Consider the following 23325-nt stretch of genomic DNA (forward strand, 5'->3'; position numbering starts at 1 on the left):
CAATATATTGACAAAAGGATTTAAAATGCAAGCAGTTTTTTACTCACAAGCAAGAAATAATCTAAGAGAAATTATAAATAAAGTATGTGATGATTTTGATGAATATATTATTACTACAAAAGATGAGAAATCTGTAGTTTTGATTTCATATGAAGAGTATAGTTCAATGAAAGAAACAATATATCTTTTATCTTCAAAAAATAATAGAGATAGATTAAATGATGCCGTAGAACAAATAGAAAACTCAAAATTTCTTAAAAAAGAAATTGATTTATGATTATTGGATTTGCAGATGAAGCATGGGAAGATTATCAATATTGGTCTTTAAATGATAAAAATATATTCAAAAGAATAAATTTATTAATCAAAGATATAAAAAGAAATCCATCTGATGCTAATGGACTTGGAAAACCAGAAAGACTAAAAGAAAATTTTCAAGGATACTTTTCAAGAAGAATAACATCAGAACACAGACTAGTATATAAAATAATCGATGATTTGATAATCATAGCTCAATGTAGATATCATTATTAATCCAAAATAAAATACAAGACTTTGATTTTTTTTAATGTATCAATTAACTATTCTGACTTAAACGCTGGTTCAATATCAAAGGACAAGAATCAAGATAGAGATACTTCAAACATGGGTAGATTTCATATGCAATACTCTTTCTAATCTGAAAGTTTAAACTACAAAATATAAAAGTGTTGGAGATTTTCTTCAACACTTTTTTTATTTTTAAAATTATTGACATGAAAAAAATATTTAGATATAATTTTTTTACGAATGACATTTACTTCTTTTGTAGGAGTGATTACCTACAAATAAGTATCGAGGGAAAAGGTTTATACCTTTTCCCTTTTTTTTTGGCCAGAGAGGGCGGGAGTGCTTATTTAAAGGAGTAAGTAAATGTCATATCGTATAGCAATACTACTTTTAATATTTCTTATTTTTGCAATAAGAGCATATTAATAAAAGGGGGAACTAATCACTCCCCTGGTATTGCTTCCTAACCAACTTTTATACAAACTTAAAGTATAATTCTTTTTTTTAAAGGATTACACTAAATGGATGCATACGAATATTCAGAGCTATTAAAACTTCTAAATACTAAACTTAAAAACATAAAAGGTATTTTAAAACCTGATGAATTAAATAAAAGATTAGATGAAATAAAAGAAGAAGAAGCTCAACAAGATTTTTGGAACAATGTAGAAAATGCTACGAAAATCGGTATTGAAAAAAATAGAATCTTAGGAAAATTAAATAAATTTAATAAAGCAAATGATTCACTAAAAGGTACAAATGAGCTTTATGAGATGGCAAGCGATGAAAAAGATGAAGATACTTTTGAAATGCTTTACGAAGAAGCTCCTGAGCTAGAAAAACTTATAAAATCAACTGAGATATCTGTAATGCTAAGTAATCCTGATGATGCATCAAATGCTATTGTGTCTATTCATCCAGGAGCTGGAGGAACAGAATCTCAAGATTGGGCTTCAATGCTTTATAGAATGTATTTAAGATGGGCTGAAAGAAATGATTTCAAAATCGAATTACTAGATTATCAAAATGGTGAAGAAGCTGGTATCAAAGATGTTTCTTTTATAATCAAAGGTGAAAATGCCTATGGTTATATGAAAGCTGAAAATGGTATTCATAGGTTAGTTAGAATCTCTCCATTTGATTCAAATGCAAAAAGACACACATCATTTTCATCTGTAATGGTAAGTCCTGAAGTTGATGATAATATTGATATTGTAATCGAAGATAAAGATATAAGAATAGATACATATAGAGCAAGTGGAGCTGGTGGTCAACATGTTAATAAAACAGAATCAGCTATTAGAATCACACATATTGCTACAAATATCGTAGTTCAATGCCAAAATGATAGATCACAACATAAAAATAAAGCAAGTGCTATGAAAATGCTTAAATCAAGACTATATGAGCTAGAACTAGAAAAACAACAAGCTTCTAAAGATGGTGTTGAAAAGAGTGATAATGGATGGGGACATCAAATTAGATCATACGTTCTTCAGCCATACCAACAAGTAAAAGATAGTAGAAGCAATATTGGTTACTCAAATGTTGATGCTATTTTAGATGGTGATATTACAAAAATAATAGAAGACGTATTAATAGCAACTGCAAAATAAAAGAGAAGCATTTAGCTTACTCTTTTTCCTATTTTTTATTTTAATAATAAAAACATATATTAAAGCATTTTATAGTAAAATTGAAGTTTAAAATAAGGATTAATAATGATTAGAAACATTGCCTTTTTACTATTTGTAGTGTTATTCTTTAACTCATGTGAATATAATAATAAAAAAATAAAAATTTCTACTACAACATGGCTTGGCTATACTCCATTATTATATGCTAAAGAAAAAAATTGGCTAGAACCTCTTAACATAAAACTACTAAATGTAGTATCTTTAAGCGAAAATGTAAATCTTTATAAGTCTGGAAATTCTGATGCTTTTGTTGGGACACAGTATGAATATACTCTTTTACTCAAAGATAATAAAAATTTAATTCCAATAATGATTTTTAACAAATCAAATGGTGGAGATGTAATACTATCAAATTTATCTATTGATAAATTAGTAAAAACAGATAAAATAATTGATGCTTATTTAGAAATAGATTCAATTAATTCCATATTACTTAATGATTTTTTAAAAAACAATAATTTACAAAATAAAACTATTAACTATATAAATGAAGATCAATCAAATATTTCAAGATTAAAAGCAAATAATTTAATCAATCCAACATTGATAATTACATATATTCCATATAATAATATTTTAGAAAAGAATTTATTTATTGAAGTATCATCAACAAAAAATAATAATAATTTACTTATTATTGATGGACTTTATACTAGTGAAAATTTTTATTATGAAAACCAAGAAACTTTTATAAGCTTGAAAAAATTAATTGATAAGGCTATTCTAAATTTGAAAAATAACCCAAAAGAGTATTATGAAACGATAAAACCCTATCTAATAAATAGTACTTATGAAGAGTTTATAGCTTCTTTAGATGAAATTATTTGGCTAAATAAAGATATTTCTAAAGAAATATTACATAAGCTTAATGATTCAGAATTTAAACTAAAAGATTTAATCAAATGATTATGAATATAAAAAGGCTTGTATTACTATTCTTTACTTTTGTAATTGTATCTTTATACACTATATTTACACACTATTTTAATGAGCAAGAAAATAAACTTGCAAATGTAATATTAAAAATATTAAATAACAATATTATAGAAACTAGTTATACTATATCAAAAACTTTGAAAACCCAAGATGATATATTTTTATTCAAAGCTCAACTAGATAGAAACTCTGCAAATGATGATTTTATTGCTGCTATTGCTATTTTTGATAATCATAATAATCTTTTGCTTACTACTGATCCAGATTATATAAAAGCTGAAACACAATTAAATAAAAAATACGACAATGCATATTATAAATTACTTAATAAAAAATATTTAGAAGATGAAATTAAATTTTATGAAGGCATAAATATAAAAAAACTAAGACTTATTTACTTTTTAGAACAGGATGAATTAAATGCACATTTTACTAAGAATAGAATTAATTATCTAACATATTTTGGAATTCCTCCAATTATTATATTTATCATTATATTTATATTATTAAGGAAATATGTAACAAAACCATTAGAAGAGTTAAGACAATATGCTTATTATAATAATATAGTACCAAAAGCTTTTAAAGTAAGAGAACTTGAATCAATAAGATACTCAATGGTAGATACTTTTTCAAGATTAGAAACAGAGAAAAAAGAGCTATATTTAATGGCAAGAACTGACTCATTAAGTGGATTATCAAATAGAAACTCACTTAATGAATATCTCGAAAGATTAATTCTAAATTTTCAAAGAAGTAAAAAAGAGTTTGCATTTTTATATCTTGATATCGATCATTTTAAAACTGTTAATGACTCTTTGGGCCACAATATTGGAGATGAATTATTACAAAGCATTTCTACACTTTTTAAAAATATATTAAGACCAAATGATTTTATTGCAAGAATTGGTGGAGATGAATTTGTTATTATAATTCAAGATTACAAATCATATTTTGATTTATCAATGATTATAGATAGAATTCAAAAAGAATTATCAAAAAATTGGACGATTAAAACCAATCCAATAACTATATCATGTAGTATTGGTATTTCTTTTTTCCCAAAAGATGGAAAAACTCAAATAGAATTAATGAAAAATGCTGATATTGCAATGTATGAAGCAAAAAAATTAGGGAGAAACCAATATCATTTTTATACTGAAAAGTTAAATGAAACTGTTCAAGAATCAATTCGTTTAGATAAAAATATGCGACTTGCTTTAAAAAACAATAATTATCAGCTTTTTTACCAAGCAAAAGTTGATATTAAATCTTCAAATATAATTGGAGTGGAGGCATTAATAAGATGGATAAGTCCAAAAAATGGGCTAATCAATCCATCAAGTTTTATTCCACTTGCAGAAGAGAATAATTTCATTCAAGAATTAGGTGAATGGATTATAAATGATGTAGTAAGACAATATGTACAATGGAGAGAAATAGGTATTGATATTGTAATTTCAATAAATATATCAGCTAAACAATTACTAATTCCTGATTTTGCACATAAATTAATTTCTAAACTGAAAAAAAATAAAATAAATGCATCAAAAATTGATTTAGAAATTACTGAATATATATTTATGCAGGATTCTAATACTACAAAAAATAATTTAAAAAAACTATATGATTATGGAATTAGTATTTCAATGGATGATTTTGGAACAGGTTACTCTTCTCTTTCCTATTTAAAAAAATTTCCTATTACTTATTTGAAAATTGATAAAAGCTTTTTAGATGATTTTGACACAGAAGAAGGTTCAGTTTTTATTGAAACAATTGTAAAACTTGGACAAACTTTAAATATAAAAATCATTGCTGAAGGTATTGAAAAAGTTGAGCAACTTGAGTACTTGAAAAAAATTAAATGTGATGAATATCAAGGATTTTATTGTTCAAAACCTTTAAATGCAAAAGATTTTGAAAAATTTTATTTAGACATGAAAAATTAAATTTTATTCTCTATTACAAATAATAATATAAGGGCAGTAAGTACAGTTATTTTTATCTTCACATTTAGAAAAAGAGATTTCATTTTTTGAGATTTCTTTTAGTTCATTAAACTTTTCGCACAACAATTCAAGTTTTTTATCAAGTGCAATTTCATTTATTAATTGTGTGTTGCTTAAATCATAATAATAAGCTTCTATTTTGTCTGTTTTGTACATTTCACTCATTGCAAGATAATAAAACTCTAATTGAAAATCATCGGTTTTTTCATAGTTTTTTAAAGTATCAACACTCAAAGTTGAAGATGTTTTGTAATCAATAACTTCATAACTGTCTTCAAAAGAATCAATCCTATCAATTACACCTTTGATTTTTATTCCTTCAAATTCGCATGAAAATGATTTTTCTAAGGCTATAATTTTTCTATGTTTAAGTCTTTGTTTATCAAGTAAATAAAACTCATATAACTTTTTCTTCCAAATTTCTAAATCCAAAATCAAGAATGGATTTGTACTTTTGTATTTATTAAATAAAGATTCAATTTTTTCAAAACTTAACTCAGTACTATTTTCATCTAAAGTGTAGAAATTTTCTAAAATAGAGTGAATAATATCACCTAACTCATAAGCCTTAGGTTTGAGCGATATGCTGTGTTCTTTGAGTTTTAATATATACTGTAGATAAAACTTTCTTTTGCACTGTAAATAGGTTTTAAATGACGTTGCTGACCATGTAAACATCGATAAATCTATTTTTGCTATTATCTCTTCTTCAATATGTTTTATTTTATGATTATCATAAAGTATATGCTTATATGCATTGTCATTTGTATCTGTTTTTATATACTTATCAAAAAGTTCATTTGCAAATCTTGATATTTGATTTGTATCAGAGTTCACATAAGTTACAAAAACATTTTTTGAAGAATCAATTAATCTTTTATAATAGTATTTTTGTAATGATTCCCTATCAAATTGAGTTGGAAGATTTGATAGTTGTTTTAGTTTTGTTGATAAAAACTTATCTTTTACAGAAATTTTTGGAATAAATGATTCATTAAAATCACAAATAATAACAGTATCAAACTCAACTGCTCTAGTTTCCAAAAGTCCAAGAACTGTAATTTTTCCTGAATTTACATCATCAAGGGTAAGTTTTACTAATCTTTGCAAAAATATTTTATATACATCTTTTAATAAAATTACATTATCATTTGAAAAAACTATGATATTTAGTTTATAAAGAAGTTCATCATACTTTTCTAGTAACTCTACACTACTCTCTTTTGATTTTATAAACTCAGAAATAAACTCAAAACTCTCTTTTGTAGCTCTTTTATTCCAAATTGGTTTTATATTTTTATCAATAAAGTTTTTATCTAATTTCAAGAAATCAAGATTTGAAATATGTTTCATATCATCTTCACTTAAATATGAAAAGATAGCATAGGCAACTTGATAGAGATTTGTATATTTAATAGTTTTACCCATTGCGTAATTAAAGTACTTCTCTGTGTCAAATAACTGTATATATGAGGCAAAAGTTTCATCAGGTAATATAAGTGCAATATCTGAAGGATTTACACCTTTTTGAACCGATTTTACAATTGAGTCTTTTATATATGCAATTTGATTTAATCTTGAAGAAAAACCTTTTATTTCTAAAGATTGAAGATTTTTTTCATTTTTTTCTTCTTCTAAAATTACTTTGTTTGTTAAATCAATTGTATAGTTAAAATCTATTTTTAAATCAATATTTAGTTTTTTAAAAACTTCTAATGATTTTTGATTATATATATTTGAAAAAAAATGAATTTTAACATTAATAAATTCTGATATTTTTTCTACTATTTCAAATTCTACTTTTGTAAAATAACCTTCAAAATGTATTTCTATTTCTTCAAATTTCTTTAAAAAATTTTCATTTATTTTATAATGATTATCTAAATTTATTCTATCTACATAAGAGTTTTTCTCTAAAATATTTATATAATTTGTTTTTATAGTTTCAAGAATTTGTAAATGTTCTAAATAAAAATCATAGGTATCAACATTTTGTATATCTTTGATTTCTACTTTTTCACTAGCAAGTTCTAAAAAGAATCTATAAATATAATCACTTTGTTTTAAAAATTTTGTAAAATTATCTGAAATTCCAAGTTTTTGGATATTTGTATTTTTTATAGCTTCACTTAAAAAAAGAACTCTTTGTTCTTCTTCACAATATTTCATATTATTAAGATTGATTGATTTTTTAAAAAGCTCATCTATAGTTAGTGTAAAAGGCAAAAGAGTATTGCTACTCTTTTGTGTTGAAATAAAATTTCTAATTGACCTTGATGTTGGGAAAACTAAAAGTTTTTTTTTAAATTGCATTTGTTTTAATATAAAGATATCCAGTTATTCCATCAACAACAAAACTTCCTGTGATAATCCAATTATTTGCTTCCTTGATTTCAAAATCAGAAGTGTAAGTTTTATCATTTACAATAAAATCATTATTAGTTAAATTTTTGTCACTATCATTTGAAATAGTTTTACTAAGAGTCAAATCAATTTTAACATCTTTTTTTTCATTTGTTATTTTATCAGTAACAATAAGTTTTAAACTATTTTTTCCAACTGTTAATAAATTTTTATTAACAGAAAATTTTTCTATAACTCTTTGTGCATATTTAATATCTTCAGTGGTTAAATCAAACTGTTTATTGTTTATTGTTAAAGCAAAATTATACTTCGATCTAAATAATACATTTGAATCCATCATATCATTATAATGCTCTTCAACGTCTTGATATTTTTTCATAAAACTTTTATCTTCTATCACAGGAACTGAAACTGCACTTTTAATAGTCCAAATGATCATTCCAAATGTAAAACTAAAAATCCCAATAAATAATAAAGGCCAATAATTTCTTTTCATATTTCTATTTTCTTTTTCTTAAAATTGCGTAAGTATATGCTAATAATCCTAAAACAATCAATGTATACATAAGAACACGCCAAATAGTACTTGATACTTTTCCTGCATTTCCAATACTTGATTCTAATGTAATTTGATTTGCTTCAGCAATTGTATCAGCAATAGCAGCGTATCCATTCAATGTAGCTGCACTTACTTTTGCAAATAATGTGTTTTTATCTTGAGATGCTAATAATGGAACAATATATCCATCTAAAATATCATTTTTATCAATAATTTCTTTTAAATCATCTGAGAAAAGTAAATTTACATGAGTTTCTTCAACTGCAATAGTTAATAAAACATAAGGTGATTCTAAAGTCGAAACTATTTGATTTTCACTATTTTTGATAAAATCAATTTTTTCTTTTGTTTTAACATTTTCATCTAAACCTAAATTAGATTTTGCATATACATATATGTTAACACCTAATTTAGACTTAACTTCAGCACCTATTTCATTGATTTTAACAGCAGCTCGATCATCTATTAGTTTATCATCATTTAAGATAAATTGTTGAGCGCTTAAATTTGAGCATAAAAAAAGCAGAAGTGAAAAAATCACTCCTACTTTCAAAAAATTAATTTTTTTCATATTAACCTATGAATATCTTTGTTGAATCAAAGAAGCCATAATACGCAGTCATAACTGCAGATACTACTAGTAATAAACCTATAATTCTGTCCATTTTAACTCCTTATTTAGCTAGCATATAATTTTTATTTTGTTCTTCAGGAGTGTTTTGTTTTTTATCAGAAAAAACACTTCCAGAAGTTAAACCATTTAAATCTTGGTTTATTTTATAAAAATTTACTGATTCATTTTGTTGAACTTTAATAGCATTAACAGTTAAAACTACAAGAATAGTCAATAACAATACAGTTGCTATTAACATCCCAGTAATACCATTTAACTTAAAGACACCTCTTTCGTTTTCGTTCATTTGCGTGTTTCCAGCCATGTTACTCTCCTAAACTTCTTAAATATGCAGCTAGTGCTTTTTGTTGAGTTTCATTTAGTCTTCCATCAAAACTTGGCATTGTACCAATATTTGATTTTTTACCATCTTTAAGAACAGCTGTAACTAATGCATCATCATAAGCTCTGATATTTGGTGCAACATACTCCATACCGTTTCCATCAACACCATGACATCCAGCACAAACACCATAAGCAGCAGGTTGTTCACCTTTAAATCCACCAGCAACATAAGTAGCAACAGCTTCAATATCAGCATCTTCTGTTAACATCATTGGAGGCATTCCTGCTGGATACGCAGTAGCTAAACTATTAGATCCATTTTTGATAACATGAACAACTTGATCTTTAGAAATTCTTTTTGTTAAATTTTGAGCTTTTCCATCAATACCTTCAGCATCAACTCCATGACAAGGTGCACAATTTACTAAGAAAGTTGATTGACCCATTGCTTTTAAAGTTTCTTCAGATGGATTTTCCCATTTTTTCTCAAACTTAGCATTGTAATCTAATGTTTCTTCATTCCATTGACCAACTTGTGAAAAGCTATTAATTGGATAACCAATAGTAAAATACCAGAACATCCAAAGAATTGTACCAATAAATGCTATCGCCCATCCTGTTGGAACTGGATTTCTATACTCTCCAATACCATCCCATTTTTCTTCAGCTAGTTCACCGCTTGCTGTATCATTTTTCATTTGATTAACATATTTTAATGCAACAAATACAGTAATTGTAATAATAGCTGCTGCACCTAACATTGTTAAACTGTTAATATAATCATCCCCGTTAAAAGCATCACCTGCTACAAAGTAAGTTCCTGCTAATAAAGCGATGATAAGAATTATTCCACCTATAACCATAGACTTCATCTTATTTCTCCTTATTATCTATATCTTTATCTTTTTTTCTTTCTTCAAGAGGGGCAGAAACACTTGAATCATCATGCACAAGATTAGAGTATTTTTCATAATCTCTCTCACCTGTTTTATCCCTTTTATATATAGAGTAAGCATATGAGTAAAATAATACAAAAACTGTTAAAATCAAAAAGAATTTAGCATAACCTTGTACTGTCAAAAGTGTTTCGTAATCCATAAAAACCTCTATTTTAAAGAATTTAAATATGCAATTAATGCAACTATTTCAGGAATTTGACCATTTGCAACAGCATCTTTTATCGCCTGATTTTTCATATCAGCAGCAATTAACTTAGCATCTTCTTTAGCTTTTGCAATTGCAGTTTCATATGCACCTAATTCAACATCAATTTTACCATCACCATTTAAATCTTGATCATATGGAGTTGAGAATACTGTTTTTACAGTATAAGCTTCAGCATATGCAGTATCTAAATCAGCAATATTTGAGAATTGGTGTTTATATGCTGGCATAATACTTCCAGGAACAACTGCAGATGGTTCCATCATATGATTTTCATGCCAATCAGTAGTTCTATAATTACCAACTCTCATTAAATCTGGACCTGTTCTTTTTGATCCCCATAAAAATGGTCTATCATAAGCATACTCACCTGATAAAGAATACATACCGTATCTATCAGTTTCAGCTTTAAAAGGTCTAATTAATTGAGAGTGACAAGCATTACAAGAATCTTTAATATAAACTTGTCTACCAGCTAATTCTAAAACACTGTATGGTTTTGTACCAACAGTTGGTCTTGATTGTTTTGCAAAATCAGGAATAACTTCAATAATACCTGCAAATGCAACAAATAAAAATACTAGTACCGCAAAGAAAAACGGTCTTTGTTCAAACCAATGAAACATAATTTCTCCTTCTCTTATGCAGCTACTGGTGTAGCATTAACAGGTTCTTTATCAAGTACTCTTCCACATCTAATAGTTTTATAAATATTATATGCGAACATAAAGAATCCAATTAGGTATAATAATCCACCAACAGCTCTGATTGTATAATATGGATGTAATACAGTAACTGTATCAATGAATGAGTAAACTAACGAACCATATTCATCGTATGCTCTCCACATCATACCTTGTGTAATTCCAGCAATCCACATAGAAGTAAAGTATAAAACGATACCTGTAGTTTGTAACCAAAATTGTGTATCCATTAATGATTTAGAGTAAATTTCTCTTTTGTACATTCTTGGAACCATATGGAATAATGCAGCCATAACCATAAATACAACCCATCCTAAAACACCATCATGTACGTGTCCTGGAATCCAGTCAGTAAAGTGTGCAATAGCATTTACAGATTTAATAGCTTGAATTGGTCCTTCAATTGTTGATAACATATAGAAAGTTGAAGCTAATACCATAAATTTAATTAGTGTATTTGATTGTAATTGTTGCCACTCACCCTTCATTGTTAAAAGCATATTAATAGCTGATCCCCATGATGGTAAAATTAAAACAACAGACATTACAGAACCCATAGTTTGCATCCAATCAGGAACAGTTGAATATAATAAGTGGTGTCCACCAGCCCATAAATATACAAACATTAATCCCCAGAATGCTAAGATAGAAAGTTTATAAGAATAAACATTTTGTCCAGATTCTTTTGGTAAAAAGTAATAAATCATAGCAATAATTGGAGTTGTGAAAACGAATGCAACAGCATTATGTCCATACCACCATTGTACTAATGCATCATTTGTTCCTGAATACATAGATACAGAGTGAATCCATGAACCATAACCTGAAACTAAAGCTGTTGGAACTTCCATATTATTAAATAAATATAACATTGCAATTGCGATAAAAGTAGCAATGAAATACCATAAAGAAATATATAAAGTTCTTTCTCTTCTAATTCCGATTAATCCGAAAATTGAAATACCCCATAAAACCCACCATAAAACAACTAAAATATCTAATGGCCACTCTAATTCAGCATACTCTTTTGAAGTTGTAATACCCATAAAAAGTGTAACAACAGCTAATAGAATTGTGATAAAATATAGTACAAAGTGTAATTTTGCGATAGCCATTAAAAAAGGTGACTCTTTTAATGAAACTTTTAATACCCTTTGTCCAATATAATACCAAGCAGCAAAAATACCACTTAGTGTAAAACCAAAAGCTACACCATTTGTGTGTAAAGGTCTTAATCTACTAAATGTACCATATTCTCCAGCTAAATGATTTAACTGTGGAAACGCCAATTGCAACGCAAGTACAACACCAATAGTCATACCTATGATACCAAACAGAATTGTTGCAAATGTAAACGCTTTTGCAACTGAGTAATCGTACTCAATTTGTGCACCGTTTTGCATCAATCTCCTCCTACTAATTTTATATACAAGTCACAAAAATGTCACTCATTGAAGTAATCATAGCTAAGAGAAACTTAAAAGATACAAAAAAATTAACAGAAAATTAACAATAAAACCTTAATTTAATTATAATTTTTACTTATAAATTAAGACACTTTTTATCTTATTTATAATTCTTTAATACTTGTTGTGTTTCCCTTAACATGGTTTTTTTCTTAAGGTCTTCACGTTTATCATGTAATTTTTTACCCTCAGCAGTTGCTATTTGAACTTTTAACATATTTTTATCATTAAAGTATAATTTTAATGCAACTAAAGTGATACCATCTTTGGTAACTTTTGAATACATTTTATCTATTTGTTTTGAGTGTAAAAGTAATTTTCTATCTTTTCTCTCATCAGGTCTATAAGTTGTGTGAGTTGTACTTAAATGTGAGATATGCATATTTAATAAAAATACTTCACCTTTAATAATTCTTACAAATGAATCTTTTAAATTCACTCTTCCTTCTCTTATAGCTTTTACTTCACTACCTTCAAGTATTATTCCAGCTTCTAATGTTTCTAAAATAGTAAAATCATGAAATGCTTTTCTATTTTTAAAAACTAAATTTTTCTTTACATCTTTTTTATTTGACATTGTTTACCTTAAAAAATGAACTTCCACTTCCACTAAAATACCAATCTTTCTTACTATAATTTTCTAATTCAGAATATAAACTAAGAGCTGGTTCGTATAAGTCATTTGCTTCTTTTATATTAAATTTGTTCAATATATCTTTAGATTTCATATTTAATAATCTATGTGATTCTTCTTTTGAAATTTGCTTGTAGAATTTTTCTCTAAATATTTTAAATATTTCACCCGTATTACATTTTATTTTAGGTGTAATTGTATCTATATTTAAGACTTCTTCGTCAAATTTATTTACAACTTCACCAATTCCACTTACATTTGCACTGTCATACTCATAAACAAAAAATGGTACATCTGCTCCAATTTTTACTGCTATTTCACATAATTCATCTTTTGATAAATTTAAATTACAATATTTATTTGCCATTATTAAAAAAGTTGCAGCATTTGAACTACCACCTCCTAGTCCAGCAAACTCAGGAATATTTTTTTCTATTTTTACACTATAATTTTCAAAGAATTCTTTTACATTTTTATAATGTTCTATTAATTTGTATGCTTTATATACAGTATTTGATTCCAATTTGCAACCAAAATCTCCTATAATGTTAAAAGCTTTCCTGCTAGTTTTAACAAAAGATACAATATCATATAAATTATGAACTCGTACAAATCTTGATACAAGTTCATGATAATTATCTCTTTTATCTGCAATTTTTAAAAAAATATTTACTTTTGCATAAGATTTTTCACACATTTCTGACATATTTGTTTACCTTATTTAATATGTATGATACTTCATTATTTTTTATTTCTATTATTGAGAAAAATTTATCTAATATAATTAAATATTTTCCATCTTCTTTTAACTCTAAATAATCAAGTGAAATTCTTCTTCCTGTATCTAACCATTCAACTGAACCTAAATATTTATTAATTGGTAAATCAATATAATCTAAAGGATCTAAATCTTTTTCCTTATCAAAAAAGAATTTTCCTTCATTTAATCTTTCTAAATAAGATAATGTTCCTACTCTATTTAATTTTTCAAGTAAGATTTGAGCATAAGAGCGAATATAAGAACCTTCACTAACTGTTACATCAATTGTAATAAAAGGATGTCTATATGAAATAAATTTTGTATCATATACATGCATAGTTGATTTTTTCATAATAACTTCTTCACCATTTCTTGCAAGCTCATATGCTCTTTTACCATCTATTTTTTTTGCAGAAAATTTTGGTGGAGTATATTCAATATCACCTTTTAATAAATCTAACTCTTTTTTAATTAAATTTATATCTACTTTATCTACTATTTCAATACTTCTTATTTGTTCTATATCTAAAGAGTTAGATTGAGTTCCAAGCCAAACAACAGCTCGGTATGTTTTTGGAGTTTTTGCTAAATATTTAAAAAGTTTTGAATATTGACCAAAAGCTACAATTAAACATCCTTTTGCAAATGGATCTAAAGTCCCACTAAATCCTGCTTTTTTATTTTTATATTTCTTTTTAATTCTTGTTAAATAAAAATTTGAACTCATAAAAATTGGTTTATTTACTACTATCAATTTATTAATTGATTCTTTGTCATAAAATCTTTTTTGCAAGCTAATTCCCAGTTATGCTTTTTGAACAAATGAAGATAAAATATCTCTATGAGTTCCACCAAAGTTTATTGATAATTTATAATCTTTCCCTGCATTTGTGGCTTTTAGAACTCTACCCATTCCAAAAATTTTATGTAAAACTAAATCACCTTTTTTAAAACCAGATTGTTTTTCAATAGTTAAACAACCTTTTATCAATCCACTTTCACTCAAAAATCTACTTTTAGTTAATATAGTTCTCTTACCCTTATAAAATCGTGAATGAACAAAAGATAAAGTTAAATTATCCATAGCTCTTGTAATTGCAACATATCCTAATCTTCTTTCTTCTTCTAAATCGCTTCCATCCCCTGTAATTGGGAAAAATCCTTCTTCAAAACCAATTATAAATAGTTTTTTGAATTCCAAACCTTTTGATGCATGAATACTCATCATAGAAACTGATTCACCATAATAATCATCATTTTCACTATCTAATGCAATTTCATTTAAAAAATCTTTTAAATCTAAATGTGGATTTTGAATAAAAAAATCTCTTAAATATCCATAGAACTCATCAATATTTGCCTGTCTTTCAAAACCATCAGGTAGATTATCATAAGATGCACGATAATCAAATGTTTCTTCAAAGCTATCTAAAAATTTCATTTTTGATTCATTCAATAATTCTTTTAAATCTAAAACAGAAGCTTCAAATACTTTTAAAGTTCTTGAATTTTTTTTACCGACTATTGAAGTAATTTCAGAGGAATCTAAATTTTGAATTAAATCAAAAATTGATCTTTGAGTTTCTATAGATTTAGCTTCTAGTTTATCTATTGTTGTTTTACCAATTCCACGTTTTGGTTTATTAATAATTCTTTTTATAGAAAAATTATCATTTGAATTTGTTAATATTCTAAAATATGCAATTAAATCTTTTATTTCAGATCTTTCATAAAATTTCATGCCGCCAACAAGCTTATAATGAAGACCAGCTTTGTTAAAACCTTCTTCAAGAGATCTTGAAAGAGCATTTACTCTAAATAAAATAGCGATATCTTTAGGACTAGTTCCTGCATCAATTAATTGTTTTATATCTTCAACAATTTTTCTTGTTTCTTCATTTTCATCATGTGATTCATAAACTTTTATTGAATCACCTTTTAATCTTGTTCCAACAAGTTTTTTACCAAGTCTATCTCGATTATGTTCGATTAATTGATTTGCATGATTTAAAATAATATCTGTAGATCTATAGTTTTCTTCAAGCTTTACAACTATGGTGTTATCAAAATGCTCTGAAAAGTTCAATATATTTTTTATAGTTGCACCTCTCCATCCATAAATAGATTGATCATCATCACCAACTACACAAAGATTATTATGACTTGTACATAGAAGTCTTAAAAGTCTATATTGTAATTCATTTGTATCTTGATACTCATCTACCATTATATATTGATATTTTTGACTAATTTCTTCAGCTAATTTCGCATTATTTTTCAATATTTTATAAGGAAGAAGAAGTAAATCATCAAAATCTACAAGATTATTTTTCTCTAAATAATCTTCATATTTTTCATATACTTCTGCTATTTGTTGATAAAGTTTTAGTTGAGCTGCTTTTATTGCTTCGCTTGGAGATAAAAGTGAATTTTTGTATTTTGATATTTCTGATACTAATAATGCTGTTGTTATATCTTTATCTATTGATTTTATAATTCTTTTTTTATCATCTGTGTCTATTATTATAAAGTTGTTTTTTCTATTTAATTCAGACATATGAAATTTTAAGAACAATAAACCAAATTTATGAAAAGTACATAATAGTGGGGGAGTATTTATCATAGAAGGATCAATCATATTATATGCACGTTCTCTCATTTGAGTCGCTGCTTTATTTGTAAAAGTCAGAGTTAAAATTGACCTTGGATCAATACCAATTGATATCAAATATGCAAGCCTTGTAGTAATAGTTTTTGTTTTACCAGAACCTGCACCGGCTAGGATTAATAGCGGTCCATCTATATGCTGGGCTGCTGCTTTTTGTGATTCGTTTAATGATGATAATAAATTTTCAGACATATTTTCTCCAATATTAAATTATTATATCATATATTAGATAAATTCAGTATTGCTCTTAATTATTTTATATATAAATAAATGTTATGATAATCATAATTTATTTTACGGAGGTTATAATGCTTACAGATTTTGCAAAACTAGAAACTTTTCTTACAGTGGTAAGAGAGAAATCATTTTCGAAAGCTTCAGCAAAACTTGGCATTTCGCAACCAGCAGTTACACAGCAAATGAAATTTATTGAAGATTATTTAGATGTTCAAATTGTTGATAGAAAGAAAAATGGTATAAGACTAACAAAAGAAGGTCAAATGCTGCATGCTATTGCTTTAAAAATTGAAAAGTGTGTAGGAAATGCTGAAAAAGAGTTATTAAAAATTATGAATAAAAATGTTACTTTTGTTTTTGGTGCATCATTTATTATAGGTAATTATATACTACCAAGATTTTTAAATAATTTAAAAGAAAATATTCATAATGATGTATCAATAAATGTATCTGTTTCTCATGAAGCAATCGAAGATTTATTAGATAAAAAAATTGATATAGCATTAGTTGAAAATTATGTTGCAAATGATGATATTATTTATAGAGAATGGATGGAAGATGAAATTGTAATTTTTTCTAATCAAAAATTACCAGCTCGTGCTAAAGCAGAAGATTTACTTTCATATAAATGGGTATGTAGAAATCCTGAATCAAACACAAGATTAATTTTTAAAGAAAATCTTGAAAAAGCAAATTTCCCTGATTGTGATACATTCAATGTTACAAGTGAAGTTACAAGTGCTACAACAATTGTTCAAACTGTTTTACACTCAGATAAAAACTCAACTCCAACTGTATCAATTGTTTCAAGAAATGCTATTGAATCACTTTTAAAAGCAGGCGCTCTTCATGAATCAAGAATCAATAATCAGAAAATGACAAGAAAACTATATATTGCTTATAGAAAAGATAAAAAACATGATGCATTTGTTGAAAATGTTGTTGATTATCTTTTAAAAATGAAATAAAACTCAATAAGGAAAACAATGAGTACGATTGATAAAATAGAACTTACGTATCTTCAATTAGAAGATCACAAAGATATTGTTAGTTTAATGAATGATGAATATAAACATTTAGATGATTCTTCATGGACTTATGAAGAATTTTCAACACTATTGGGAAAATTTCCAAAAGGTCAAGTTGGAATAAAAATTAATGGAGAATTAGCAGGTTTTGCATTGAGCATTGTTGTTGATTATAATAAATTTGATGATTCTCATACATATAAAGAAATTACAGGAAATTATACATTTAGCACTCATGATGATAATGGGGACAGTCTTTATGGAGTTGATGTTTTTGTTAGTAAAAAGTACAGAGGTCTTAGACTTGGAAGAAGACTTTATGAGTTCAGACAAGAACTTTGCGAAGAATTAAACTTAAAAGGTATTATCTTTGGAGGAAGACTTCCAAATTATAAACAATATTCTGAAACTTTATCACCAAAAGAGTATATTGCAAAAGTAAGAGATAGAGAAATTTATGACCCAGTATTAAACTTTCAACTTTCAAATGATTTTTATGTAAAAAGAGTTTTAAAAAATTATCTTGAAGGAGATGTAGAGAGTTGTGAATATGCTTCATTATTAGCATGGGACAATATTTATTATGCTAAGCCTTCAAAAAAACCTATGTCAGAAAAAACTGTTATTAGATTAGGTTTAATCCAATGGCAAGTAAGACCATACAAAAATATTGAAGAAGTTTTAGAACAAGCTGAATACTTCGTTGATGCAGTATCAAACTATAGAAGTGATTTTGCCCTATTTCCTGAATTCTTCAATGCTCCATTAATGGCTGCATTTAATCATTTAGGTGAAGCAGAAGCTATTCGAGAACTTGCTAAATTCACGCCTAAATTTAAAGAAGAGTTTTCAAGACTTGCAATTGCATATAATATCAATATCATTACAGGAAGTATGCCAGAGCTTATTGATGGACATCTATACAATGTTGGATTTGTTTGTAAAAGGGATGGTTCAGTTGAGAAATATGCGAAAATGCACGTAACTCCTGATGAGAAAAAAGTTTGGGGATTAACAGGTTCAAATAAGATTCAAACTATAGATACAGATTGTGGAAAAATTGGTGTACTTATTTGTTATGATAGTGAGTTTCCAGAACTTGGAAGAATCTTAGCAAAAGAAGGTATGAATATACTTTTTGTTCCATTCTTAACTGATACACAAAATGGTTACTCAAGAGTAAAAATCTGTGCCCAAGCTAGAGCTATTGAAAATGAGTGTTACGTTGCAATTGCAGGTTGTGTGGGAAATCTTCCACAAGTTGAGAATATGGATATTCAATATGCTCAATCAGCTGTATTTACACCTTGTGATTTTGCATTCCCACCAAATGGAATAAAAGCTGAGTCTACTCCAAATACTGAAATGATTTTAGTAGCTGACGTTGATTTAGAATTATTAAAAGAATTACATAATGTTGGAAGTGTTACAAATTTAAAAGATAGAAGAACTGATATCTATGAAATCGAAATAAAAAAATAAGACTAGAGTTAAACTCTAGTCTTATCTGCTAGTAATTAAATCCCTCTTTTTCTAAAGCTAATCTAATATTTTTCATTTGTGTATGCTTATCTCTACACCAATCAGGAGATAATAATGTACTATCATTAATTCCAGCTGTTATTCTTTGAATAGAGATATTTTCAGGTAAATTTTTTATTGATTTTACAACTGTATCTATATATAACTCTTCACTTATGGGAGTAAATCTACCCTTTCTAAATTCATTTGTTAATAGTGTATTTTTAACAACATACAAGGGGTGAAATTTAATAGAATCAACTTTTAATTCAACTGTTTGTCTAAATGTTTCAAGCATCATTTCTTGAGTCTCTTTAGGTAAGCCATAAATCAAATGACCACAAACATTTAAACCTTTTTCTTTACTTCTATTTATCCAATATCTCATATTTTCTGCAGTGTCACCACGATTGATATTAACTAATGTTTCATCATAAAAAGATTGTATTCCAAACTCTATCCATATCTCTTTGTCTTTTGACAAATCAACTAAATAATCGAGTATTTCATCAGTAACACAATCTGTTCTTGTTCCAATACTAAGTCCTATTACATTATCAAAACTAAGTGCTTTTTCATACAATGCTTTTAATGTAGCAAAGGGTGCATAAGTATTTGTGAAAGATTGAAAATATACTATAAATTTTTTTGTACCAAATTTATTTTGTAATCTTTGTTTAGTTGCATTAAATTGCATTTCTAATTGTTTTAATTGATTATCTAAATATGGATTTTCATTTATTCTAGGATTTAATTTAAATTTAGTTTTTTTTTCTTGTAGATTAGGACTGAATGAATCATTTTCACAAAATGAACATCCACCCTTTGCCACAGTTCCATCAATATTAGGACATGTAAAACCAGATATTGAAATTGGAACTTTATAAACTTTTTCACCAAACTTGTTTTTTAAATATCGACCAATTGTTAATACATTTTTTAATTCATTCATTCTACTCTTTTACGAAATAATCTCCGTCAAAACTTTCAAGTGCATATTTTCTATCATTTCCAATTGCATTCACTAAATCTTCTACTGATAAATATTCTAAAGAGTCAGCTTCAATATATTTACATACTTCATCTTTATTCATATTATTTGAGATTAATTCCTCTTTATGTGGTGTATCTATACCATAATAACAAGGAAATTTGATTTCAGGGCTTGCAACTCTAAAATGTACTTCTTTAGCTCCTGCTTCTTTCAATATCTTAACGATTCTTTTTGAGGTTGTACCTCTTACAATTGAATCATCAATTACAAGTAATGATTTTCCAGCTATTAATGATTTCATAGGACTTAGCTTCATTTTAACTTTTAAATCTCTCATCTCTTGTGTTGGCTCAATAAATGTTCTACCAATGTAATGATTTCTAATAATTCCATATTCAAAAGGAATTCCGCTTTCAGCTGCATAACCTAGTGCTGCTGGAACACCCGAATCTGGAACTGGAATAACCATATCAACTTCAATATTTTTATTAGCATCGTTTTTTGCTAATGCTCTTCCCATATTTTCTCTTGTTCTATATACATTTTTACCATCAATTACAGAATCTGGTCTTGCAAAATATACATATTCAAAAGCACATGGTCTGTATTGAGATTCAAATAATTGAATTGATTCAGGCTCTTCATAGTCTTCACTAAAAATTAACATTTCTCCTGGATTTACATCTCTAATAAATTCAGCATCTACCAAGTCAAAAGCGCAAGTTTCACTCGCAATGATGTATCCACCACTTTTTAATTTTCCTAAAGATAAAGGTCTAATACCATATCTATCTCTTATAACAAATTGTTTTGATCTACTTTGAACAATAAAACAATATGCTCCAATAGTTCTCTCTAATGCTTCTTTAATTCTATCTCTTAATCTATCTTTTGTATTTTTTGCAATTAGATGAATTAAATTTTCAGTATCCATTCCAGTTTGGAAAATTGCACCTTTATCAATTAAGTCTTGTCTAACTTCTTCTTTGTTAATTAAATTTCCATTATGAACAATTGATATTTCACCAAGTTTATACTTAGCAAAAACAGGTTGAGCATCTAAAATAGAGTCACCACCTGCTGTTGAATATCTATTATGACCAATTGCCATATTTCCAACTAATATTTTTAAAGCATCTTCATTAAAAACTTCAGAAACTAAACCTCTGTTTTTAATTGTGTGAATTTTACCATTACATGATGATGATATACCTGTAGCTTCTTGACCTCTGTGTTGCATTGCAAATAAAGCGATTGAAGCCAATCTTGCTGCATTATCATTACCATAAATTCCAACTATTGCGCACATATTGATTTTCCTTATAGACCTAAAGCGTCATTGATTGAGTATAATTTTGGATCTTTTCCAATAATCCACTTAGCAACTTTTATTGCACCTCTTGAAAAAGTATTTCTAGCAGTTGCAGTGTGGTTTAATTCTAAAAATTCACCATCATTGTATAATCCAACTGTATGACGACCAACTATATCTCCACCTCTTAATGCCATAACTGCAATTTCATTTTTAGTTCTAGCACCAATTTGTCCATCACGTCCAGAAATTCTAACTTCGTCCAAATCTAGATCTCTTGCATTTGCCGCATGTTCAGCAAGTGTTAATGCAGTTCCAGATGGTGAATCAACTTTATGTCTATGATGTTGTTCAACGATTTCTATATCAAAATCACTTAATGTTTTTGATGCAAGGGCTACTAGTTTATTTAAAACAGCAACTCCTAAGCTCATATTAGTAGCATATAAAATAGGTACAATTTTACTAGCTTCAATTAATAAATTTTGTTGATGCTTGTTAAATCCAGTTGTTGCAATAACCAAAGGTTTCCCTTCACCATTTTCAACAACTTGTGTAAGAAGTGCTTCAGTAGCAGCTGGTGCAGAAAAATCAATAACAACATCACTAGAATCCAGTAATACTTTCATATCATTTGTTACAATTGTTCCTTCTGGTACTTGTCTTGATAATTTATCAAAAACATGAACCGCTGCAACACAAGCATGCTCATCAGTTTGTAAATCATCAATTAATAAAGAACCAACTCTTCCCGTACTACCTAATATACCTACTTTAATCATAAATAACTTTTCCTTATCCTAAATATTCTATAATATTAACAGCTGCTGTTGCACCATCACCTGCTGCACAAACAACTTGTTTTGCAGCATCAATTCTAATATCACCTGCTGCATAAAGACCTTTAACTGATGTTCTCATTTTTAAATCAACAATAACTTCACCAGCTTCATTTGTATCACATAAAAAAGATCCATCTTCTTGTTTTAAAGGAGCATTTAATACATCTCTTCCAACAAAAATAAATACACCTGGAGTTGGTAAATCTCTAATTTCACCTGTATCTTTATGTTTAACTTTTAGACCTGTAACTCCACTATTATCTCCAAAAACTTCTTCAACTGTTACATTTGTAACTTCTTCAATATTAGCTGTATTTTTCATATGCTCAATTGTACTTGGAGCAGCTCTATAAGTATCACGTCTGTGAACTAAATAAACTTTTGAACACATTTTTGATAAATAAACAGCCTCTTCAATAGCTGAATCACCACCACCAACAACGGCAACTTCTTTTCCTTTATAGAAAAAACCATCACAAGTTGCACAAGTAGAAATTCCTCTTCCAAAAAACTCATTTTCACCTTTAAACCCAGCACGTCTTGGAACTGAACCTGTTGCCATCAATACAGATTTTGCTTCATATTTTTTTCCATCTACACCAGTAATATTGAAAATATCACCATCTTTAGTTATTGATGTAATTTGATTCATTTCATGTTTTAAACCAAATCTTTGACATTGTTCAGGCCAATTTGCCATTAAATCCATACCTGATACAATTTGAGCTTGTCCTGGATAATTTTCAATTTCTGAAGAACCTGTAATTTGACCTCCAGGCATACCCATTTCAAACATTACAACATTTTTTAATCCACCTCTTGTAGAATATAAACCAGCTGTTAATCCAGCAGGTCCTCCACCGATAATCGCTAAATCTAACATATAAAATCCTTATTTTAGTAAATTGAATAATCCATAG

23 protein-coding genes are annotated in these 23325 nt (G+C 27.2%); 7 read left to right on the plus strand and 16 right to left on the minus strand.

The genetic code is table 11. The features are described 5' to 3' along the window. Positions 1-25 precede the first annotated feature (25 nt). The 5 genes from ABVS04_RS02440 to ABVS04_RS02460 all read left to right on the plus strand — a co-directional run bounded on the left by ABVS04_RS02440 (position 26) and on the right by ABVS04_RS02460 (position 5134). The gene (locus ABVS04_RS02440; protein ID WP_172127795.1) at positions 26-277 is read left to right on the plus strand and encodes a type II toxin-antitoxin system Phd/YefM family antitoxin; all 252 of its coding nucleotides are present in this window, start codon (positions 26-28) and stop codon (positions 275-277) included. Next, positions 274-534: a Txe/YoeB family addiction module toxin gene (locus ABVS04_RS02445; protein WP_368029078.1), complete on the plus strand. Its 261-nt coding sequence runs from the start codon at positions 274-276 to the stop codon at positions 532-534. Before ABVS04_RS02440 ends, ABVS04_RS02445 begins: the two co-directional genes overlap by 4 nt. Positions 535-1070: 536 nt before the next feature. Then, on the plus strand, positions 1071-2165 hold the full coding sequence (gene prfB, locus ABVS04_RS02450) for a peptide chain release factor 2 (RefSeq protein ID WP_172127799.1): 1095 nt from the start codon (positions 1071-1073) through the stop codon (positions 2163-2165). A 105-nt stretch (positions 2166-2270) separates the two neighbouring features. Continuing rightward, a complete protein-coding gene (locus ABVS04_RS02455; RefSeq protein WP_368029079.1) occupies positions 2271-3152 on the plus strand; it encodes a hypothetical protein in 882 nt (293 codons plus the stop codon). Next, complete coding sequence (locus ABVS04_RS02460; protein ID WP_368029080.1) at positions 3149-5134, plus strand: putative bifunctional diguanylate cyclase/phosphodiesterase; 1986 nt, start codon at positions 3149-3151, stop codon at positions 5132-5134. The genes ABVS04_RS02455 and ABVS04_RS02460 overlap by 4 nt, the downstream gene beginning before the upstream one ends. A 3-nt stretch (positions 5135-5137) precedes the next feature. On the opposite strand, the gene ABVS04_RS02465 is transcribed toward ABVS04_RS02460, so the two are convergent. The 12 genes from ABVS04_RS02465 to ABVS04_RS02520 all read right to left on the minus strand — a co-directional run bounded on the left by ABVS04_RS02465 (position 5138) and on the right by ABVS04_RS02520 (position 16663). Further along, entirely contained in the window at positions 5138-7507 is a 2370-nt protein-coding gene (locus ABVS04_RS02465) for a PD-(D/E)XK nuclease family protein (protein WP_368029081.1), read from the minus strand. Then, positions 7497-8054 carry a hypothetical protein gene (locus ABVS04_RS02470; RefSeq protein WP_368029082.1) on the minus strand — a complete coding sequence of 186 codons (558 nt, stop codon included), beginning with the start codon at positions 8052-8054 and terminating at the stop codon, positions 7497-7499. The genes ABVS04_RS02465 and ABVS04_RS02470 overlap by 11 nt, the downstream gene beginning before the upstream one ends. A 4-nt stretch (positions 8055-8058) precedes the next feature. Next, positions 8059-8688 (minus strand): hypothetical protein, encoded by a 630-nt coding sequence (locus ABVS04_RS02475; RefSeq protein WP_368029083.1) that lies wholly within the window; start codon positions 8686-8688, stop codon positions 8059-8061. A gap of 103 nt (positions 8689-8791) precedes the next feature. Beyond that, positions 8792-9037 carry a DUF4006 family protein gene (locus ABVS04_RS02480; protein ID WP_368029166.1) on the minus strand — a complete coding sequence of 82 codons (246 nt, stop codon included), beginning with the start codon at positions 9035-9037 and terminating at the stop codon, positions 8792-8794. Positions 9038-9056: 19 nt separating this feature from the next. Next, the gene (locus tag ABVS04_RS02485; RefSeq protein WP_368029084.1) at positions 9057-9947 is read right to left on the minus strand and encodes a c-type cytochrome; all 891 of its coding nucleotides are present in this window, start codon (positions 9945-9947) and stop codon (positions 9057-9059) included. A 1-nt stretch (position 9948) separates the two neighbouring features. Then, positions 9949-10173, minus strand: a complete 225-nt coding sequence (locus tag ABVS04_RS02490; protein ID WP_368029085.1) for a CcoQ/FixQ family Cbb3-type cytochrome c oxidase assembly chaperone — start codon at positions 10171-10173, stop codon at positions 9949-9951. Positions 10174-10181: 8 nt separating this feature from the next. Further along, complete coding sequence (gene ccoO, locus ABVS04_RS02495) at positions 10182-10865, minus strand: cytochrome-c oxidase, cbb3-type subunit II (RefSeq protein ID WP_368029086.1); 684 nt, start codon at positions 10863-10865, stop codon at positions 10182-10184. Positions 10866-10879: 14 nt separating this feature from the next. Next, the gene (gene ccoN / locus ABVS04_RS02500; protein WP_368029087.1) at positions 10880-12346 is read right to left on the minus strand and encodes a cytochrome-c oxidase, cbb3-type subunit I; all 1467 of its coding nucleotides are present in this window, start codon (positions 12344-12346) and stop codon (positions 10880-10882) included. A gap of 163 nt (positions 12347-12509) precedes the next feature. After that, positions 12510-12986, minus strand: coding sequence for an SsrA-binding protein SmpB (smpB, locus tag ABVS04_RS02505; RefSeq protein ID WP_368029088.1), 477 nt, complete (start codon positions 12984-12986; stop codon positions 12510-12512). Beyond that, a complete protein-coding gene (locus tag ABVS04_RS02510) occupies positions 12976-13740 on the minus strand; it encodes a 4-(cytidine 5'-diphospho)-2-C-methyl-D-erythritol kinase (protein ID WP_368029167.1) in 765 nt (254 codons plus the stop codon). Before ABVS04_RS02510 ends, smpB begins: the two co-directional genes overlap by 11 nt. Next, positions 13733-14596 (minus strand): tRNA pseudouridine(55) synthase TruB, encoded by an 864-nt coding sequence (truB, locus tag ABVS04_RS02515; RefSeq protein ID WP_368029089.1) that lies wholly within the window; start codon positions 14594-14596, stop codon positions 13733-13735. Before truB ends, ABVS04_RS02510 begins: the two co-directional genes overlap by 8 nt. Positions 14597-14608: 12 nt before the next feature. After that, positions 14609-16663, minus strand: coding sequence for an ATP-dependent helicase (locus ABVS04_RS02520; RefSeq protein WP_368029090.1), 2055 nt, complete (start codon positions 16661-16663; stop codon positions 14609-14611). 116 nt (positions 16664-16779) lie between these two features. Between ABVS04_RS02520 and ABVS04_RS02525 the strand changes: the two genes are divergently transcribed. Beyond that, the gene (locus tag ABVS04_RS02525; protein WP_368029091.1) at positions 16780-17676 is read left to right on the plus strand and encodes a LysR family transcriptional regulator; all 897 of its coding nucleotides are present in this window, start codon (positions 16780-16782) and stop codon (positions 17674-17676) included. Positions 17677-17694: 18 nt separating this feature from the next. Beyond that, positions 17695-19218 carry a bifunctional GNAT family N-acetyltransferase/carbon-nitrogen hydrolase family protein gene (locus ABVS04_RS02530; RefSeq protein ID WP_368029092.1) on the plus strand — a complete coding sequence of 508 codons (1524 nt, stop codon included), beginning with the start codon at positions 17695-17697 and terminating at the stop codon, positions 19216-19218. Positions 19219-19246: 28 nt separating this feature from the next. On the opposite strand, the gene ABVS04_RS02535 is transcribed toward ABVS04_RS02530, so the two are convergent. Genes ABVS04_RS02535 through trxB form a run of 4 tightly spaced genes read right to left on the minus strand, consistent with a single transcriptional unit; the run spans position 19247 to position 23288 of the window. Further along, positions 19247-20209, minus strand: a complete 963-nt coding sequence (locus tag ABVS04_RS02535; RefSeq protein ID WP_368029093.1) for a TIGR01212 family radical SAM protein — start codon at positions 20207-20209, stop codon at positions 19247-19249. A 1-nt stretch (position 20210) separates the two neighbouring features. Next, positions 20211-21560: an amidophosphoribosyltransferase gene (gene purF / locus ABVS04_RS02540; RefSeq protein ID WP_368029094.1), complete on the minus strand. Its 1350-nt coding sequence runs from the start codon at positions 21558-21560 to the stop codon at positions 20211-20213. An 11-nt stretch (positions 21561-21571) separates the two neighbouring features. Further along, positions 21572-22345, minus strand: coding sequence for a 4-hydroxy-tetrahydrodipicolinate reductase (gene dapB / locus ABVS04_RS02545; protein WP_368029095.1), 774 nt, complete (start codon positions 22343-22345; stop codon positions 21572-21574). Positions 22346-22358: 13 nt separating this feature from the next. Then, positions 22359-23288 (minus strand): thioredoxin-disulfide reductase, encoded by a 930-nt coding sequence (trxB, locus tag ABVS04_RS02550; RefSeq protein ID WP_368029096.1) that lies wholly within the window; start codon positions 23286-23288, stop codon positions 22359-22361. Between the last annotated feature and the right edge of the window lie 37 nt (positions 23289-23325).

Origin of the sequence: Arcobacter sp. s6, from assembly GCF_040884245.1 — a bacterium.
GTDB lineage: Bacteria > Campylobacterota > Campylobacteria > Campylobacterales > Arcobacteraceae > Aliarcobacter.

Excerpts from the sequence above, each read along its gene's own strand:
- ABVS04_RS02440 (WP_172127795.1), top strand. The coding sequence starts at position 26 with ATGCAAGCAGTTTTTTACTCACAAGCAAGAAATAATCTAAGAGAAATT.
- ABVS04_RS02445 (WP_368029078.1), top strand. The coding sequence starts at position 274 with ATGATTATTGGATTTGCAGATGAAGCATGGGAAGATTATCAATATTGG.
- prfB (WP_172127799.1), top strand. The coding sequence starts at position 1,071 with ATGGATGCATACGAATATTCAGAGCTATTAAAACTTCTAAATACTAAA.
- ABVS04_RS02455 (WP_368029079.1), top strand. The coding sequence starts at position 2,271 with ATGATTAGAAACATTGCCTTTTTACTATTTGTAGTGTTATTCTTTAAC.
- ABVS04_RS02460 (WP_368029080.1), top strand. The coding sequence starts at position 3,149 with ATGATTATGAATATAAAAAGGCTTGTATTACTATTCTTTACTTTTGTA.
- ABVS04_RS02465 (WP_368029081.1), bottom strand. The coding sequence starts at position 7,507 with ATGCAATTTAAAAAAAAACTTTTAGTTTTCCCAACATCAAGGTCAATT.
- ABVS04_RS02470 (WP_368029082.1), bottom strand. The coding sequence starts at position 8,054 with ATGAAAAGAAATTATTGGCCTTTATTATTTATTGGGATTTTTAGTTTT.
- ABVS04_RS02475 (WP_368029083.1), bottom strand. The coding sequence starts at position 8,688 with ATGAAAAAAATTAATTTTTTGAAAGTAGGAGTGATTTTTTCACTTCTG.
- ABVS04_RS02480 (WP_368029166.1), bottom strand. The coding sequence starts at position 9,037 with ATGAACGAAAACGAAAGAGGTGTCTTTAAGTTAAATGGTATTACTGGG.
- ABVS04_RS02485 (WP_368029084.1), bottom strand. The coding sequence starts at position 9,947 with ATGAAGTCTATGGTTATAGGTGGAATAATTCTTATCATCGCTTTATTA.
- ABVS04_RS02490 (WP_368029085.1), bottom strand. The coding sequence starts at position 10,173 with ATGGATTACGAAACACTTTTGACAGTACAAGGTTATGCTAAATTCTTT.
- ccoO (WP_368029086.1), bottom strand. The coding sequence starts at position 10,865 with ATGTTTCATTGGTTTGAACAAAGACCGTTTTTCTTTGCGGTACTAGTA.
- ccoN (WP_368029087.1), bottom strand. The coding sequence starts at position 12,346 with ATGCAAAACGGTGCACAAATTGAGTACGATTACTCAGTTGCAAAAGCG.
- smpB (WP_368029088.1), bottom strand. The coding sequence starts at position 12,986 with ATGTCAAATAAAAAAGATGTAAAGAAAAATTTAGTTTTTAAAAATAGA.
- ABVS04_RS02510 (WP_368029167.1), bottom strand. The coding sequence starts at position 13,740 with ATGTGTGAAAAATCTTATGCAAAAGTAAATATTTTTTTAAAAATTGCA.
- ABVS04_RS02520 (WP_368029090.1), bottom strand. The coding sequence starts at position 16,663 with ATGTCTGAAAATTTATTATCATCATTAAACGAATCACAAAAAGCAGCA.
- ABVS04_RS02525 (WP_368029091.1), top strand. The coding sequence starts at position 16,780 with ATGCTTACAGATTTTGCAAAACTAGAAACTTTTCTTACAGTGGTAAGA.
- ABVS04_RS02530 (WP_368029092.1), top strand. The coding sequence starts at position 17,695 with ATGAGTACGATTGATAAAATAGAACTTACGTATCTTCAATTAGAAGAT.
- ABVS04_RS02535 (WP_368029093.1), bottom strand. The coding sequence starts at position 20,209 with ATGAATGAATTAAAAAATGTATTAACAATTGGTCGATATTTAAAAAAC.
- purF (WP_368029094.1), bottom strand. The coding sequence starts at position 21,560 with ATGTGCGCAATAGTTGGAATTTATGGTAATGATAATGCAGCAAGATTG.
- dapB (WP_368029095.1), bottom strand. The coding sequence starts at position 22,345 with ATGATTAAAGTAGGTATATTAGGTAGTACGGGAAGAGTTGGTTCTTTA.
- trxB (WP_368029096.1), bottom strand. The coding sequence starts at position 23,288 with ATGTTAGATTTAGCGATTATCGGTGGAGGACCTGCTGGATTAACAGCT.